Annotated in this window: 16 protein-coding genes and 1 riboswitch; of the genes, 10 read left to right on the top strand and 6 right to left on the bottom strand. The window is 66.2% G+C overall.

Features of this window, described 5'->3' with window-relative positions:
• Positions 1-20: 20 nt before the first annotated feature.
• From soxZ to CWS35_RS09065, 7 genes are all read left to right on the top strand, one after another.
• Positions 21-332 (top strand): thiosulfate oxidation carrier complex protein SoxZ, encoded by a 312-nt coding sequence (gene soxZ, locus CWS35_RS09095; RefSeq protein ID WP_024578768.1) that lies wholly within the window; start codon positions 21-23, stop codon positions 330-332.
• Positions 329-1,186 carry a sulfur oxidation c-type cytochrome SoxA gene (gene soxA, locus CWS35_RS09090; RefSeq protein WP_100951697.1) on the top strand — a complete coding sequence of 286 codons (858 nt, stop codon included), beginning with the start codon at positions 329-331 and terminating at the stop codon, positions 1,184-1,186. The genes soxZ and soxA overlap by 4 nt, the downstream gene beginning before the upstream one ends.
• Positions 1,183-1,503 carry a hypothetical protein gene (locus CWS35_RS09085; RefSeq protein ID WP_100951696.1) on the top strand — a complete coding sequence of 107 codons (321 nt, stop codon included), beginning with the start codon at positions 1,183-1,185 and terminating at the stop codon, positions 1,501-1,503. The genes soxA and CWS35_RS09085 overlap by 4 nt, the downstream gene beginning before the upstream one ends.
• Before the next feature lie 34 nt (positions 1,504-1,537).
• Positions 1,538-3,286: a thiosulfohydrolase SoxB gene (gene soxB / locus CWS35_RS09080; RefSeq protein ID WP_100951695.1), complete on the top strand. Its 1,749-nt coding sequence runs from the start codon at positions 1,538-1,540 to the stop codon at positions 3,284-3,286.
• Entirely contained in the window at positions 3,283-3,738 is a 456-nt protein-coding gene (locus CWS35_RS09075) for a hypothetical protein (protein WP_100951694.1), read from the top strand. The genes soxB and CWS35_RS09075 overlap by 4 nt, the downstream gene beginning before the upstream one ends.
• A gap of 9 nt (positions 3,739-3,747) precedes the next feature.
• The gene (locus tag CWS35_RS09070) at positions 3,748-4,191 is read left to right on the top strand and encodes a DsrE family protein (RefSeq protein WP_100951693.1); all 444 of its coding nucleotides are present in this window, start codon (positions 3,748-3,750) and stop codon (positions 4,189-4,191) included.
• Positions 4,192-4,461: 270 nt separating this feature from the next.
• The gene (locus CWS35_RS09065) at positions 4,462-5,502 is read left to right on the top strand and encodes an MBL fold metallo-hydrolase (RefSeq protein ID WP_100951692.1); all 1,041 of its coding nucleotides are present in this window, start codon (positions 4,462-4,464) and stop codon (positions 5,500-5,502) included.
• Between the two features lie 206 nt (positions 5,503-5,708).
• Here CWS35_RS09065 and CWS35_RS09060 read toward each other — a convergent pair whose 3' ends face one another.
• Genes CWS35_RS09060 through CWS35_RS09050 form a run of 3 tightly spaced genes read right to left on the bottom strand, consistent with a single transcriptional unit; the run spans position 5,709 to position 8,355 of the window.
• On the bottom strand, positions 5,709-6,542 hold the full coding sequence (locus CWS35_RS09060) for an ABC transporter substrate-binding protein (protein WP_100951691.1): 834 nt from the start codon (positions 6,540-6,542) through the stop codon (positions 5,709-5,711).
• On the bottom strand, positions 6,542-7,315 hold the full coding sequence (locus tag CWS35_RS09055) for an ABC transporter ATP-binding protein (RefSeq protein WP_100951690.1): 774 nt from the start codon (positions 7,313-7,315) through the stop codon (positions 6,542-6,544). Before CWS35_RS09055 ends, CWS35_RS09060 begins: the two co-directional genes overlap by 1 nt.
• Positions 7,312-8,355: an iron ABC transporter permease gene (locus CWS35_RS09050; protein ID WP_100956174.1), complete on the bottom strand. Its 1,044-nt coding sequence runs from the start codon at positions 8,353-8,355 to the stop codon at positions 7,312-7,314. Before CWS35_RS09050 ends, CWS35_RS09055 begins: the two co-directional genes overlap by 4 nt.
• Positions 8,356-8,467: 112 nt before the next feature.
• Positions 8,468-8,666, top strand: a riboswitch (cobalamin riboswitch).
• 166 nt (positions 8,667-8,832) lie between these two features.
• Here CWS35_RS09050 and CWS35_RS09045 point away from each other — a divergent pair.
• Together CWS35_RS09045 and CWS35_RS39460 are read left to right on the top strand one after the other, a co-directional pair.
• Positions 8,833-11,046, top strand: coding sequence for a TonB-dependent receptor (locus CWS35_RS09045; protein WP_245438921.1), 2,214 nt, complete (start codon positions 8,833-8,835; stop codon positions 11,044-11,046).
• 119 nt (positions 11,047-11,165) lie between these two features.
• Positions 11,166-11,327, top strand: a complete 162-nt coding sequence (locus CWS35_RS39460) for a hypothetical protein (protein ID WP_168226290.1) — start codon at positions 11,166-11,168, stop codon at positions 11,325-11,327.
• A 103-nt stretch (positions 11,328-11,430) separates the two neighbouring features.
• Here the strand turns inward: CWS35_RS39460 and CWS35_RS09040 are convergent, their stop codons facing one another.
• A complete protein-coding gene (locus tag CWS35_RS09040; protein ID WP_100951688.1) occupies positions 11,431-12,720 on the bottom strand; it encodes a hypothetical protein in 1,290 nt (429 codons plus the stop codon).
• A gap of 227 nt (positions 12,721-12,947) precedes the next feature.
• On the opposite strand from CWS35_RS09040, the gene CWS35_RS09035 reads away from it, so the two are divergent.
• Positions 12,948-14,171 carry an MFS transporter gene (locus tag CWS35_RS09035; protein WP_100951687.1) on the top strand — a complete coding sequence of 408 codons (1,224 nt, stop codon included), beginning with the start codon at positions 12,948-12,950 and terminating at the stop codon, positions 14,169-14,171.
• 42 nt (positions 14,172-14,213) lie between these two features.
• On the opposite strand, the gene CWS35_RS09030 is transcribed toward CWS35_RS09035, so the two are convergent.
• Positions 14,214-15,782: a CYTH and CHAD domain-containing protein gene (locus tag CWS35_RS09030; RefSeq protein ID WP_168226289.1), complete on the bottom strand. Its 1,569-nt coding sequence runs from the start codon at positions 15,780-15,782 to the stop codon at positions 14,214-14,216.
• Between the two features lie 181 nt (positions 15,783-15,963).
• A complete protein-coding gene (locus CWS35_RS09025; RefSeq protein WP_100951685.1) occupies positions 15,964-16,416 on the bottom strand; it encodes a MarR family winged helix-turn-helix transcriptional regulator in 453 nt (150 codons plus the stop codon).
• Positions 16,417-16,444 lie beyond the last annotated feature (28 nt).

Genomic DNA, 16,444 nt, shown 5'->3' with positions numbered 1-16,444 from the left:
CTCAACAGGGAACAAATCAGATGGCATCGAGCATTCGCGTCCGCGCTACCTCGAACGGCGACACCACCGAGGTGCAGGCGCTGATCCAGCATCCGATGGATTCCGGCTTCGTCAAGGACGCCAAGGGCGAGATCATCCCGCCGCATTTCATCCAGGTGCTGACCTTCGAATATGACGGCAAGCCGGTGTTCGTCGCGGACTGGGGCGGCGGCGTCTCCAAGGATCCCTATGTCAAGTTCGCCTTCAAGGGCGGCAAGAAGGACGGCGAGCTGAAGGTCAGCTGGGTCGACAACAAGGGCGCCACCGACAGCACCACGGCGAAGATTCAATGACGCGGCGGCTGGCAGTCCGCGCGACCGTTGCCGCGCTTGCGCTCGGCGTGCTTGCGCTCGCGCCGGCGCGCGCTGTCGACAGCGTCGATCCCGCCGCCGACAAGGCCGCATTCCAGAAATTCTTCACCGCCAAATTCCCCAAGCTGAAGCTCGAGGATTTCGTCAACGGACCCTATTCCATGGACGAGGACCTGCACAAGCAGTGGGAGGAGAAGGAGCAGTTTCCGCCCTACGAGTTCTCGCTCGAAGCCGGCAAGGAGATGTTCACGACGCCGTTCAAGAACGGCAAGACCTATGCCGACTGCTTCCCGAACCAGGGCATCGGCATCCGCCAGAACTATCCCTATTTCGACGAGAAGGAAGGCAAGGTCGTCACGCTCGAGCTCGCGCTCAACCGCTGCCGCGAAGCCAATGGCGAGGCGCCGTTCTCCTATGTGAAGGACGACATGGCGGCACTCACCGCCTACATGGCCTTCACCTCCCGCGGCAAGCCGATGGACATCACGATCCCGAACGATCCGCGGGCGCTTCAGGCCTACCAGAAGGGCAAGGAGTATTTCTACACCCGCCGCGGCCAGCTCAACTTCTCCTGCGCCACCTGCCACATCCAGAGCCCGGGCGAGCGGATCCGCGCTGAGGTGCTGGCGCCGGCGCTCGGCATCCTGAACGCGATGCCGATCTACCGCTCGGAATGGTCGGGCATGGGCACCACCAGCCGCCGCTTCACCACCTGCAACAGCCAGATCCGCGGCGTGCCGCTCAATCCGCAGGACGACGAGTACCGCAACCTCGAATACTACCTGTCCTATGTCAGCAATGGCCTGCCGATCTCGGGTCCGGGAGCCAGGCCATGAGCGCGACGATCAGGACAACGGTAATCTTCGCGACATCCGTCCTGCTGCTCGCAACGGCGCCCGGCGCGCGTGCCGCTTCCGAGGCCGACTACAAGGCGGCTTATGCGGCGGCCGAGGCTGCCAACAAGGAAGCCGGCTCGCTGCGCAACCAGTGGACCACCACAGCTTCGACGCTCGCCGCCGCAAAAAAGGCCGGTGAGGCTGGTGATTTCGACACCGCAGTCGCCCAGGCCAAGGAGGCCGAGGCGCTGGCAAAGGCATCGATCTTCCAGGCCACCAGCGAAAAGGAACGCTGGAAGGACATGGAAATTCGCTAAAGGCGCGCAGGCCACGGGCCGCGCGGAGAAAGTAATGATCATCCGCCGCCGGGATTTCCTGAGAGCGACCGCCGCCGCAACGCTGACGGCCGGCCTGCCCCGTCTTGCGCGCAGCGCCGATACCGCGAGCGTCTACGACCTCGAACGCTTCGGTAACGCGCGCATCCTGCACACGACCGACACCCATGCGCAGCTGAAGCCGGTGTTCTTCCGCGAGCCCAGCGTCAATCTCGGCGTCGGTGCGATGGCCGGCCAGCCGCCGCACCTGGTCGGCAAGGCGTTCCTCGACCGCTTCGGCATCCGACCCGACAGCGCCGACGCTTACGCCTTTACCTGCGTCGAGTTCGAGAAGGCCGCCGGCCGGTTCGGCCGGCTCGGCGGCTTTGCGCATCTGAAGACGCTGGTCGACAAGCTGCGCGCCGATGTCGGCGACAAGCGCTCGATCCTGCTCGACGGCGGCGATCTCTGGCAGGGCACCGGGCTCGCCAACGCGATGAACGGCGCCGACATGGTGGAGGCCGCCAACCTGCTCGGCATCGAGGCGATGACCGGGCATTGGGAATTCACCTATGGCGAGCAGGTGCTGCGCGACAATCTCGCCCGCTTCAAGGGCGAGTTCCTGGCGCAGAACGTATTCCTGACCGAGGAAGCCGCATTCAACGACGCCAAGGCGTTCGATCCGGCCTCCGGGCGCGTGTTCAAGCCATCCGTCGTCAAGGAGATCGGCGGCCATCGCATCGCGATCATCGGCCAGGCCTTCCCCTATGTGCCGATCGCCCACCCCAAGCGCTTCACGCCGGACTGGACCTTCGGCATCCGCGACGAGGAGCTGCAAAAGCTCGTCGACGGCCATCGCAACAACGACAAGGTCGAGGCGGTGATCCTGCTGTCGCATAACGGCATGGATGTCGACCTCAAGCTGGCCAGTCGCGTCACCGGCATCGACGTGATCCTCGGCGGCCACACCCATGACGCGATCCCGCTGCCGATCACGGTGACCAATGCCGGCGGCGTCACGCTGGTCACCAATGCCGGCTCCAACGGCAAGTTCATCGGCGTGCTCGATCTCGACCTCGCCAAGGGCAAGGTCGCCAATCTGCGCTACCGGCTGCTGCCGGTGTTTGCCGAGCTCCTGAAGCCCGATCCGACGATGCAGGCGCTGATCGACAAGATGCGCGACCCGCATGTCGACGAATGGAGCGACAAGCTCGGCACCGCCGACCGCCTGCTCTATCGCCGCGGCAATTTCTCCGGCACCGTCGACCAGCTGATCTGCGACGCGCTGATGAACGAGCTCAACGCCGAGATCGCGCTGTCGCCCGGCTTCCGCTGGGGTCTCACCACGCTCGCCGGCCAGCCGCTGACCATGGAAGACGTGCTGGCGGAAACCGCGATCACCTATCCGGAGACCTACGTCGCCACCATGACCGGCGGCCAGATCAAGGACGTGCTCGAAGACGTCTGCGATAATCTGTTCAACGTCGACCCTTATTATCAGCAGGGCGGCGACATGGTACGCGTCGGCGGCCTCGCCTACACCTGCACGCCGGGCGAGAGCGTCGGAAAGCGCATCTCCGAGCTCAAGCTTCGCAACGGCAGGCATCTCGAAGCCGGCAAGCACTACAAGGTCGCGGGCTGGGCCTCGGTCAACCAGCAGAGCGGCGCGCCGGTCTGGGACGTCGTGGCCAAGCATCTGCGCTCCGGCCGGCCGCCGAACCGCGATGAGCCAGGCGTGACGCTGAAGGGCGTCGACGACAATCCCGGCATCACGAGGCTCGGATGACGCGGCGGGCGCTGATCGCGGCATTCGGCCTGGCGGCGTTCGCGCTCACGGCACCGCTGGCCCGCGCCCAGCTGGCGCCATTGCAGGACAAGCCGTTCGCCGAGCACAAGGTCGTGCTGCAACTCTCCGACAACGATCCGAAGAAGCAGGGCCTCGTCATCAGCGTCGCCAACAATCTGATGAAGCATTACGACCCGGACAAGGTCGCGGTCGAGATCGTGGCCTTCGGCCCGGGCATCGAGCTGCTCAAGCCCGACAATCCAAATCGCAAGCTGGTCGAGAGCCTGGTTGCGCAGGGCGCCCGCGTCGACATCTGCCTCAACACCGTCGACACCATTGAGCGCGACACCGGCAAGCGGCCGGACTACATCGCCGCCGCCACGCCCGTCCAGGTCGGCGTCGCGCAGATTTTGCTGCTCACCGAAAACGGCTACACGCTGGTCCGCCCCTAGGAGTTCGCCATGCTTCGCCGTCTCGTCACCGCCGCCCTGCTCTCGCTCGCCTTCGCAACCGGCGCGCTCGCCGCCGACAAGCCGCACCGCATCGCGATCCAGGTCGACCAGAACGATCCGCAGATCATGAACCTCGCGCTCAACAACGCCACCAACGTGATCGAATATTACCGCGCGAAGAATGAGGACGTGGAAGTCGACATCGTCACCTACGGCCCCGGCCTGCACATGCTGCGCAGCGATACCTCGCCGGTGCAGGACCGCATCAGGCGGCTGAAGGATCTCGTCTTCCCCGGCAAGATCCAGTTCTCCGCCTGCGGCAACACCAAGCAGGGCATGGAGAAGGCCGAGGGCCACGCGATCTCCGTCGTCCCCGACGCCACCATCGTACCGTCGGGCGTGGTGCACCTGATGGAGTTGCAGGAGCAGGGCTGGAGCTACGTCCGGCCCTGAGCGCCCAAGACCATAACCCGTCATCCTGAGGAGCGCGTAGCGCGTCTTGAAGGATGAACGGCCCCGATGCTTCAGCGCACTGCAAGCCTGTCGCCGGAAAGAGCCGGGCCATCGACCCTTCGAGACGCCGCTTCGCGGCTCCTCAGGGTGACGGGGACAGATTGGGGGTGACGGATAGGGAGTCGCACGGGGATGGATTTGCTTTGAATGCACCCTATCTATGGAATAATATCCTCTCCATGACTCGACCCGGAGAACAGGTAAGCCGTCATGATCTTTCGCCAGCTGTTCGACAGCGTGTCCGGCACCTACAGCTATCTGCTCGCGAGCCGCGCCGGCGGCGAGGCGCTGATCCTCGATCCGGTGCTGGAGAAGGCCGATCGCTACTGCAAGCTGTTGCAGGAACTCGACCTCCGGCTGGTCAAGGCCGTCGACACCCATCTGCACGCCGATCACGTCACCGGCCTCGGCGAGCTGCGCGACCGCACCCAGTGCATCACCATCATGGGCGAGCAGAGCAAGGCCGACGTGGTCTCGATGCGGGTCTCCGACGGCGACAAAGTGACGATCGAGGGGCTTTGTCTCGAGGCCATGTACACGCCCGGCCACACCGACGATTCCTACAGCTACCTGATGGGCGACCGCGTCTTCACCGGCGACACGCTGCTGATCCGCGGCACCGGCCGCACCGACTTCCAGAACGGCAGCGCGCGGGCGCAGTATGATTCGATCTTCAACCGCCTCTTGAGGCTGCCGGAAGAGACGATGGTGTTCCCCGCACATGACTACAAGGGCGACACCGTCTCCACCATCGGCGAGGAGAAGCGCTACAATCCGCGGCTGCAAGTCAAATCGATCGACGACTATGTCGAGCTGATGAACAACCTCAACCTGCCGAACCCGAAGCTGATGGACGTCGTGGTGCCCGCCAACATGCATGTCGGCCTGCATCAGGACGAGCTCGCCAGGGAGGGGCTCGCGCTCAACGCGCGCGACGCCATCGCGAGCCTCGGCCGGCCCGATGTGCTGCTGGTCGACCTGCGCGAGAGCGGCGAGCGCGCCAAGCACGGTATGCTCGCCGGCGCCCTGCACGCGCCCTATCCTGGAATCTGCGCCACCCTACAGCCCGGCGGCATGCTGCGCGAAGTCGCCGCCGCGACCGGCCGCCGCGTCGTGTTCTTCTGCGCCTTCGGCGAGCGCTCCGCGATGGCGGTAGCCGCTGCCAAGAAAGCCGGACTGACCAACACCGCCCATATCGAAGGCGGCATCGATGCCTGGAAGAAGGCCGGCGGGCCGGTGCTGATGGGATGATCGGCTAACCGTTGGCCGTCGCACAACATCTCTCAACGTCACCGTGAGGAGCGCGCAGCGCGTCTCGAAGGGCGACGGCCCAGCTCCTTCCGCGAGCGCTTGGAAATATCCGGGCCGTGCATCCTTCGAGGCTCGCCCAGCGGCGCAATTGCGCCGCAAGGCTCGCACCTCAGGATGACGGGACTTGGACGGCTGACTTGATTGGCCTACCGCGTCACGCGCTGCAATTCCGCCGTCAGCCGGTCCAGCGCATCCGCCAGCATCACGCCGCCGCACACCGTGAGCCGCTCGGGCAACACGATGCGCTTCTCCCTCGGATAGAAGCGCTCCAGCGCCGGGTGCAACAGGAAGGCGCGGCCCTCGTCCTCGGCGCGATCGCCGGCCTCCGACACCAGGATGAAATCCGGCCGTAGTTTGACGATCGCCTCCAGCGACGCGAATCCTCCGGCGCCGAGGCCGAGCTCGCCGGCGACATTGGTGAGGCCGGTTGCCGTCAGCAGCGAACTGATCAGGCTGCTGTCGCCCGAGACGAAGCCGCGCCGCTCCAGCGGCAGCACGCGGTAATGATGCACGCTCGCCACCGCCCGCACTCGCGCGATGGCTGCGTCGAGCCGCGCGACCTCGGCCTGCGCGCGATCCGGATGTTGCAGCACGTCGCCCATCGCCCGGATCTGGTCCTTCACCTCGTCCAGCGTGCGCGGCACGGTGAACTCGACGAGATGCAGCCCGTTCGCCTTCAAGAGGTCGCGTGTCGCGCGCTTGTCGAACAGGCTGACCACGACGAGATCGGGCCTGAGCAGCAAAACATCCTCGGCCCCGCCGGACAGCAGCGGATAGTTGCGCGCCTTGTCGGCGGCCCAGGATTGCCAGGCATCGCGGGCGAAGCGGCTAAGCCCGAGGATTTGGTCGGGATCGGCCAGCGACAGCACCAGCTGGTCGCTACAGACATTCATCGAGACGACGCGCGGCCCCGCTGCGGACACGGCGCTGGCCGAGATGAGCCATGCCGCCGCCGTGACTGCGAGCCACCGCATCCTCATCAGACATCCGCCCACGGCACGATCACCGCTTCGCGCTGAAATTCCGCGCGAAAGGCGCTGACCCGGAACACGCTGGCCAGAACGCGCTCCGACAATGCCGCATCAGGCGCGCCTTGCGCCGCGAGCCGTCCCTCCGACAGCACCAGCACCTGATCGGCAAACCGCGCGGCCAGGCCGAGGTCGTGGGTCACCACGATCACCAGCACACCAGTGTCGGCGACGCTGCGCAGCTTATGCATCACGTCGATCTGGTGGCGCGGATCGAGCGAGGCAGTCGGCTCGTCGGCGAGGATGACCGGCGCCTCCACCGCAAGCACCCGGGCCAGCGCGACCCGGCTGCGTTCGCCGCCGGAGAGCTCGGTGACGCGGCGATCGCCGAACTCCATGACGTCGACCGCCTGCATCGCCCGCAACACCGCGTCCATGTCCTGCGGCGACAGCCGCGCCGGATCGGTCGCGCCATGCGGATAGCGGCCGAGCGCGACGATATCCCGCGCCGGCAATGGCCAGTGCACCAGGTGGCCCTGCGGCAGATAGGCGAAACGCTTCGCGCGTTCGCGCAACGACAGCGACGCCAAGGCATCGCCGCCGATCCGGATCTCGCCATCGGAAGGAATCAGCCCGGCGAGCGCGCGCAGCAGCGTGGTCTTGCCGGCGCCGTTCGGACCGACCAGCGCGACCAGATGGCCCGCGGCCAGCGACAGCGAGATATCGCGCAGCACCTCGCGATGGCCGAGTGACGCATGGAGACCGCTGGCAGTGAGCAGCGTCATGCCATGCCCCCGCCGAGCGCGCGGCGTTCGCGCATGATCAGATAGAGGAAGAACGGCACGCCGATGATCGAGGTCAGCACGCCGACCTTGATGTCCGAGGTGGAGGGGATGATACGCACCGCGATATCGGCGGCGAGCAACAGCGCCGAGCCGGTGAGCGCGCTCGGCACCAACAGCCGCGCCGGATCGTGGCCGATCACCGGTCGCATCAGATGCGGCGCGACGAGCCCGATAAAGCCGATGGTGCCTGTGACGGCGACCGCGCCGCCGACGCCGAGCGCAACGCCGGTGATGACGAGGAGCCGCAACCTTCCGACATCGACGCCGAGACTTTGCGCGGCCTCCTCGCCGAGCGTCAGCGCGCGGAACGCACTGGCCTGGCTGAGCAGGATGGCGGCGCCCGCGACGATGAAGGGCAGCGCCAGCGCGACGTGCTGGAAGCTGCGGTCCTCGAGCGAACCAAGCAGCCAGAACGCGATCTCCAGCACCACGAAAGGATTGCTCGAGAGATTCATCACCAGCGCCGTGGCGGCGCCGGCGAAGCTCGATATCGCGAGCCCTGCGAGGATCAGGATCAACAGCCCGGCATTGCGGCCGGCGATCGCGAGCAACGCGAACACCGAGCCGAAGGCGGCGATGATCGCCACCACCGGCAGCGCGTAGGAGCGCACATCGGCGAGGCCGAGCGCGATCACCAGCACCGCGCCGAATGCCGCCGATTGCGGCGCGCCGAACAGCGATGGCGACGCCAGCGGATTGCGCAGCAAGCCTTGCAATGCCGCGCCGGACAGCCCGAGAATGCCGCCGATCGCGAACGCCAGGATGGTACGCGGCAAGCGGATCTCGCGCACGATCACCTGCGCGACGTCGCTGCCGCCGCCGAACAGCGCCTCGATCACCGCGAGCGGCGACAACCGCACCGGACCGACGCCGAGCGAAACCACCAGCAGCAGCACGACGAGCGCGAGCAGCGCCGTGGTGGCACCCCACCGGCGCCGCGCCGCGACCTCGGCCGCCAAGGCAAAATCCTGCACGCTCATCCAATCCATGCTCTTACAGCGATCGCCGTGGCAGACAAGCGACACTCGATAAAAACCGTGACCGCCTCACCGCCGCCGGACGCCCGCCGGATTGACTTTGCTGCCCGGCCGAACGCTAGTTGAACATGACGGTTCTTTAATGAGATGAAAAGGGAATGCGGTGCGGGGAAACCTCCCCAATGCCGCGGCTGCCCCCGCAACTGTATGCGGTGAATCCTTCGTCAGATGCCACTGGGAAACTCGGTCCTGGGAAGGCGACGAAGGGTAACGACCCGCGAGCCAGGAGACCTGCCGTCAGCCGTGGTCACACGCGACGATGCCGGTCGGGGAGTACAGGCATGAGCTTCACCGGATGCCGCAAGTGCAATGGTGAGACTGGGTTCGCGGTGACGTGCCACTGACGTCATTCCGAGGCCGCACTTTATGTTTTGCTTCCCTTCCCATCGGCGCCGCCGCGCGCTTCTGCTCGCGTCGACGATGATCGCCCCTGCAATCGCCGCCTCCGCCGCGCGGGCGCAGCAAGTCCCGTCTCCCGATCAGCTCCCGGCCATCGAGGTCGCCAAACCGAACGACCAGAACGTCACGCGCGCCAAGCCGGCCGCCGACGAAGCGCCGGCGCCGCGCCGCCCGGCGCCGGGCACCTCCCAGAGCAGCAATGCCGGCAGCGGTGCCGGATCGAATTCGACCGGGACCGCACCGGCCACCGGAACCGGCGGCAACGGCGGCGGACGCCAGTTCGCCGGTATCGTCGGCTCGTCCTCGACCGTGATCACGGCCGACGACATCGCACATTCGCCGGTGCAGTCGCTGCCGGAAATCCTTGCCCAGGTGCCGGGCGTACAACTGCAAACGCTCTATGGCGGGCCGAACGGCGCCAAGACCTCGGTCGACCTGCGCGGCTTCGGCGCCTTCGCCTCCGACAACACCCTGTTCCTGCTCAATGGCCGCCGCCTCAATGACGTCGACAAGGCCGGCTTCGACCTCACCACAATCCCGCTCGACTCGATCGAGCGGATCGAGATCACGCGCGGCAATAGCGGCGCCGTGCTCTACGGCGACAACGCGGTCGGCGGCGGCGTCAACATCATCACCAAGACCGGCGCCGGCGGCCCGCCAGCCACGATCAAAGCCGAGGGCGGCGTCGGCTCGTTCAACACGCGGATGGCTGCGATCTCCGCAGCACTCAATTCGGGGCCGTGGTCGACCTCGTTCTATGGCAACGGCATCAAGTCCGACGGCTACCGCGCCAACAATGCGCTCGACCAGCGCAACGCGGTCGGCAACGTCAACTACAACACGTCGGACCTCTCTGCCTTCCTGACCGTCACCGGCAGCGATCAGAAGCTTGGTCTCCCCGGCGGACGGCTGGTCGATCCGTCGATCGGCGTCAACGAACTGCTCACCGATCGCCGCGGCGCCGCCACGCCGTTCGACTACGCCAACCAGCAGACATCAAGCGTCACCGCCGGCTTCACCAAGACGTTGATGAACGGCGTCGACCTCATCGTCGACGGCGGCTGGCGGCAGCGTGACACCCAGAGCGGCTTCTTCGGCACCGTGCCGACCATCAGCTTTGCCTCGACCTACAACGATGCGGCGTTGCAGACATGGTCGATCACGCCGCGGCTCAGCATCAAGAACGTGGCCTTCGGAATGCCGTCGACGATCCTGACCGGTATCGACTATTACGACTCGACCTTCCGCGAGGCGCGCGGCGCCTACCAGGGCGTCGACCCCTACCACATCTACAACATCGAGCAGCAGACCGTCGCCGGATACTGGCAGCATACGCTGGGACTGCTGCCGACCACCGATGTCTCCTACGGCGCGCGCGTTCAGAACACCAGCGTCTCGGCACGCGACCGCTACGACCCGAACGCGCCGTTCGCTTTCGATACGCAGGCGGCTCCGCTCGACAGCAACGAGACGCAATATGCGCTGCATGTCGGCGTCGAGCATCGCTTCACCGACACCTTCTCGGTATTCGGCCGCGCCGCCCGCGCCTTCCGCACCCCCGATGTCGACGAGCGCGTCGCATCCGGCCCGTCGTTCGATCCGGTGACGTTCGCGCCGATCCCGCAGAACTTCCAGCTCAAGACCCAGACCTCGGAGGACGTCGAGGGCGGCTTCCGGGTCAAGACCAATCGCTTCCAGGTCCAGACCAGCGTCTATCTGATGGATCTCGAGAACGAGATCCATTTCAACCCGGTGCTGTTCTACAACGTCAACCTCGATCCGACCCGCCGCTACGGTTCCGAGACCAGCGCCTCGCTCAAGGTCAGCGACACCGTGACCCTGCGCGGCGGCATGGCGGTCACCCGCGCCGTCTTCCGCGAAGGCATGTGGGCCGGCAACGATGTGCCGCTGGTGTCGCGCTACACCGGCAATATCGGCATCACCTGGAATATCTGGCAGAACTACCTGGTGTTCGACGCCACGGCGCGGGCCTGGAGCTCGCGTGTCATGGACAACGACCAGGCCAACACCCAGGGCCGGATTCCCGGCAACGCCACCGCCGACATCAAGCTGAGCGGGCAAGTCGATCGCTTCTTCTGGTCGCTCAGCGTCAACAACCTGTTCAACGCGCTGTACTACGACTACGCCATCGCGAGTTCGTTCACCGCCGGCCGCTTCTCGGCCTATCCGCTGCCCGGCCGCACCTACATGGTGAAGGCCGGCGCGACGTTCTAGGCATGCCCGGACAAAGAGCGGCGCGGGTGTGACCTCACCGCGCCGTCTCCTCACATGACGAGCGCCCACGAACTGGGGTAGAATTCCGGCGACTGATTTGACCCGCGTAGGGGAAACGCATGGCCAAGGCCGGGAAGCAGGACAAGGGCGGCACCAAGCCTGACGACAAGGCGAAGAAGCCTCCACCACCCACAGCGCCGCCGGACGACGAGTCCTACGAGGATGGCGACATCGCCACGCCGAAGCTCGATCGCTACGGCAATGACGACGAGCCGTTGTAGGACTATCCACGATGTCGTCCTGGCGAAAGCCGGGCCCCATTACCCTGAAGTGCGCTATTGGGCACGGTGCCGCCCCAGCGTGCCACCAAACTTGTATTCGTGGTTATGGGTCCCGGCCTTCGCCGGGACGACGTGTCGAGAGATCGTGCATAAAATCCTCCCCCTCGATCGTCCTGATGCTCGCGCGGTCGAGCAGGTGCGCGCCGAAGCCGCCGCGCGCCAGCGATGAGGCGATCGGCGGCGATGCCAGCAGCAGCGCCGTCGTCATCGCCATCGGCACGGCCGAAGGCCAATCGAGCCGCACCGGCGTCAATTCCTCGGAGCTGCCGCGATAGAGACCCTTGCCCGCGGCGATGCGGCCGCATTCGCGGATCAGGTCACGCCGCGTTCCGTCACGGGAGGCGCTGCCGAACAGCGCCTGCATCGCCAGATGCGTCCGCACCCCGGCGCGGCTGTCGGGCAGCGGCGCCGGGGTCTCGCCGAGCGAGACGCGCAGCAGCAGATCGACCAGATCGGTGCCGGCGCGATAGGCGTTGACGGGCTCGACCAGCCGCGGATTGCAGTCGATCAACAGCGGCGTCGCGCTGTCCAGCGGCATGATGACGTCGACCGAGAGCGCGCCGTGCCAGCGAAGATGCGCGCCGATGGTCTCGAGGCTGGCCCGGATCGCCGGCCGGCTCACGCTCTCCTTGATCGCCTCGCCGCCGCCGACGCCGGCCGCGACCTGCCGGTAGGCGTGGAAGCCGACGAGGGCGCCGCGGCAGAACACCGACTGGGCCTTTTCGACCGTGCCGGTGATCAGATCCTGCGCCAGCACCTCGCCGGCGAAATCGCCTGACGATTCGAGATCGTAGAGCGCGCGATTGAGATCGCCGGCGTCGCGAACGAACCAGATGTCGCGGCTGGCGGTGCCGACCGAGGTCTTGACCACCGAAGGAAACCGGATCGCCGCGCGCAGCTCGTCGGCCGAGGTCACGATCCGGGTCGGCGGCTGCGGCAGGCCGAGCCGGTCGAGCAGGCGGCTGAAGCCGGCCTTGCCGTGCACCGCGCGATAGCTCGCGAAATCCGGCAGCGCGAGGCCGGTGTGCGCCTTCAGCCGGGCCTCGGAGCGGGCGAACAGGAAGCCCTGTTCATGGGTCGGCAGCAGCACATCGAAATGCCGCGCCGCCAGCAGGCGCTCGACGAAGCCGAGATAGCCGGCCGGATCCGACCGCAGCGGCGGGCAATGGTGATATTTGCGGACGAAGCGGGAATAGCGCGCCAGGCACCAGCGCGCCGGATCGCAGATCTCGACGTGATGGCCGGCCAGCCCCAGGATCGTGATCGCCTCGCGGCTGGAGGTGCTGGAGCCCTCCGACACGAGCACCCGGAGTGGCGTTCTGGCGTCGACCATGGCCGATCATCCCCGCACGGCCACAATTTGTCGCTGCATTTAATGCCGCATGTGTCGATCCGGCACGGCCGTGCCGGGGCAGCCATGCGCCTGTGTTCATGGACAATTAGCCGCCAACCTCTATTTTCTGCCGGCCCTGCCGGGCATGGCTTCTCGACGCGTTTTGTGCATGCGAACCGGTGCCCGCTTCGCTGCAAAACGCTTACGGAACTGGGGTTTTCACGGACATGGTCGATATTCTGGCCGCACCGCAGCAAGCGAAAGCCGACAGTGCGGCGCGCACGCTGACCGGGATTTCGGTCGCCCATTGGGTCAGCCATTTCCATATCTTCGTGCTGCCGATGCTGTTTCCGTTCCTGAAGCAGCAGCTCGGTGTTGGATATGTCGAGCTCGGCCTGGCGCTCACCGTATTCGCGGTGGTCTCGGGCTTGACCCAGGCGCCGATCGGCTACCTCGCCGACCATATCGGCGCGCGCAAGATCCTGCTGATCGGGCTGACGGTCGGCGGCTGCGCGCTGATCGGGCTCGGCCTGCATCTCAGCTACACCTCGCTGATCGTCTGCGCCGTGCTGCTCGGCCTCGCCAACAGCGTCTATCATCCGGCCGACTACGCCATCCTCTCGGACCATATGGACGAGGCACGGATGGGCCGCGCGTTCTCGATCCACACCTTTGCCGGCTTCCTCGGCGGCGCGGTGGCGCCGGCGATCATGGCGGCGCTGGTCGCCTCGGTCGGCGGCCTCGGCGCGCTGATCGTGGCCGGCGCGGTCGGCCCGCTGGTGGCGCTGTTCCTGATCGTGCTCAGCATTCCCGACGCCGGCGCCAACAAGAACAAGGCCAAGGACGACGGCTCACAGAAGGCGAGCGTGATCACGCCGGCGCTGATGGTGCTGACGGCCTTCTTCACGCTGCTCAGCCTGTCGACCTCGGGCATCAACAATTTCGGCGTGGTCGCGCTGATGGGCGGCTACGGCGCGTCGTTCTCAACCGCGAATATCGCCCTGACCGCATTCCTCGGCTCCAGCGCCGCAGGCGTGCTCGCCGGCGGCTATCTCGCCGACTGGACCCATCGTCACAGCCAGGTCGCCGCGGCCTGCTTCGCGGTCAATGCCGTGCTGGTGCTGCTGATCGCGCTGATGAACCTGCCGCCGGTGGCGCTCACGCTCGCGATGGGGCTCGCCGGATTCCTCGGCGGCGTGATCGCGCCGTCCCGCGACATGATGGTGCGCAACGCAGCACCTCCCGGAGCCGCCGGCCGCGCCTTCGGCATCGTCTCGACCGGCTTCAACTTCGGCGGCATCGCAAGCCCGCTGCTGTTCGGCTGGATCATGGACCAGCACATGCCGCATTGGGTGTTCGGCGCCTCGGTGGTCTTCATGGTGCTGACGGTGCTGCTGGCGCTGGTCACCGAGCGCAAGCCGCAGACCTCCGCGGCAGCGATCCAGGCGTAATCTGGTGAGGGCGGCCGCACGGACCGCCCGCGGCCGATAAACTCAGCGGCCCCAGAATGCGGGCGTCGCCTTGAACCGCCGCCAGCTCTTGCGCAGCGCTTTCGCGACCGCGATCTGATCGCGCGCCAGCCAGCCGGCCATCGCGCCGATGCCGAGATGCAGCGCAGGCTGGTCGTCCTGCCGGATCGAATGCAGCAGCACGCGCGTGCTGCCGATGTCGCACACCCGCCCCAGACTGTTCTGCAACCGGGCGAGCCGCTTCACATAGCGCTTCGCCGGGGCATAGGTCGCATAAAGCGGCAGGAAGAACTCCGCCGCATAGCGCAGCTTCTTGAGGTCGATCCTGAGGGTGTGCTGCGCCTGGATATCGAGCCGCCGGAAGTGCGCGCCGCGCTTCAATGTCTTGCGATGCAACCGACCCAGAATCTGATCGGCGAGCACCGGCATCGGTTGCGACAGGACGGCCAGCGCTTCGCTGTCGATCTCGTTACGCCAGCCGCGGCGCTCCACCAGATGCCCGAGCGAGAGCAGGAAGCGGCTGCACCGGGGATCGGCGAGCACGCTCTGCAAGGTCCCGTAGCTCGACTGCCTCTGCTGCTGAACCGCCTGGCGCAAGCCATCGAGGTCGATGTCCGGAACCGCCTTGACCAGGCGGGTGATGGTCGATTTGGCGAACACGTCCCAATCCCGGGCGCGGCCGAGTTGCCGCATCAACCACTTTGCTTCGCCGTTGATCGCCCGGAATGCCGGCGATGGAATGTCGCGCCGAAACAGTCCGCAGATCGTTCGCAGGCGGCGCAACGCCACGCGCATCTGGTGCACGCCCTCGGGGTCCGATCCCTGCTCGGCCACCGCGTGATTCTTCAGGAGATGATGCCAGCAGGAGCCCACCAGCAATGCGATGACGTCGTCGACCGCGAGCTCCGCGGTGATGCTCGACGCCTCGGCCTTCACCGCGGATGGCGCCACATCGAACGCCAGCGCATAGCCGCGCTCCGCCTTGCTGCGGGTACCGATCTGTAGCGGCGCGGCATCGAGCAATTGCGCGCCGAGGTCGAACAGGACGCCGGCATTGCCGCTCTTCAGTTCGATCTCGATTTCAGACAGCACCTCCTGGCGCGCATCGGCCTCGATCGTGCCCTCGTCGAATGCGACTTCAACCGACGCATCGGGCAGGTCGAGCTGCCGCGCGTGCCGGCGCACTTTGGTCTCGAACACCGGCACCAGCACGTCATTGCTCAGCGTCGCCACGGGATCACCGACCTCGTCCGCTGGGAACAGCGCGAGGTCAGGGGTGATCCCCGCAACCGGCATTTCCCATTGGCGCCGCAACAGCGGCTGCGCGGGATTGGGTGGAAGCTTCAGCGTCTGGAGGAAGGTCTTGCCGCTGTGCCGCACGCGTAGCGACATGCCGTGCCGAAACAGCAGGCGCTCCGGAGTGTCGTAGTAGACGGTTTCCAGCCGGTGAAATGCGCCGCGGTTACGTGCATGCTGCACGATGCAGGGCGCCTCGCGTAGCTTTTCGAGGCTTCCTTGCGGCGCCAGCAGCTTGAGTTCGAATTCCGCCTGATCGCCATGCCTGATGGCAATAGCAGTGCCCGCATCGGTCACGACCGGCCGCCGTCCATTCAATGATATTGTCCCCACCCGGTCTATGAAGGTTTCATGACAATGACAAGGCATAACGCTGTGTCGCAGCGCGCATTAAATCTAGCTTCGACATGCTATGGTTGTATGATACCCGGAACCTAGCCTAGGGCGAGAAACGCCGCAGCTTTGTGCACGCAACCATTCATTCCGACCGCCGCGACAGCACCTGCTTCAAGAGCGGCTCGATCCGCGACAACTCGTCGAGATGAACCGCGGACAATTCGGCGAGATGACCAGCCGCGCGCCCGGTTAGTTTCAGCAGCACCCGCCGCTGGTCGGCAGGATCGAGCACGCGCTCGACCAGCCCGGCGTCCGACAGCCGGTCGACCAGTTCGACCGTGGTGTGGTGGCGAAGCCGCAGCCGCTCGGCCAGATCGCCGATCGTGACCGGCCTGCCGCCGGGAAATCCCCTGATCGCCAGCAAGGCCTGATGCTGCCGCGGCGTCAGGCCCTCGGCCTTCGCCGCCTCCTGGCTGAACTCCATGAAGCACCGGATCAGATAGCGGAATTGCGACAGCGCCTCGTAATCGGCCTGGCTGGGAACCCGCTTCCGGGCCTTGTTCGGCGATTTCGGAGGGCCTTTCAACGCTGCCATTCGAGGTCTCCCGCTTGAAATTATATCG

The organism is Bradyrhizobium sp. SK17, assembly GCF_002831585.1.
Classification (GTDB): domain Bacteria; phylum Pseudomonadota; class Alphaproteobacteria; order Rhizobiales; family Xanthobacteraceae; genus Bradyrhizobium.
This window is presented reverse-complemented; position numbering and strand designations above follow the sequence as displayed.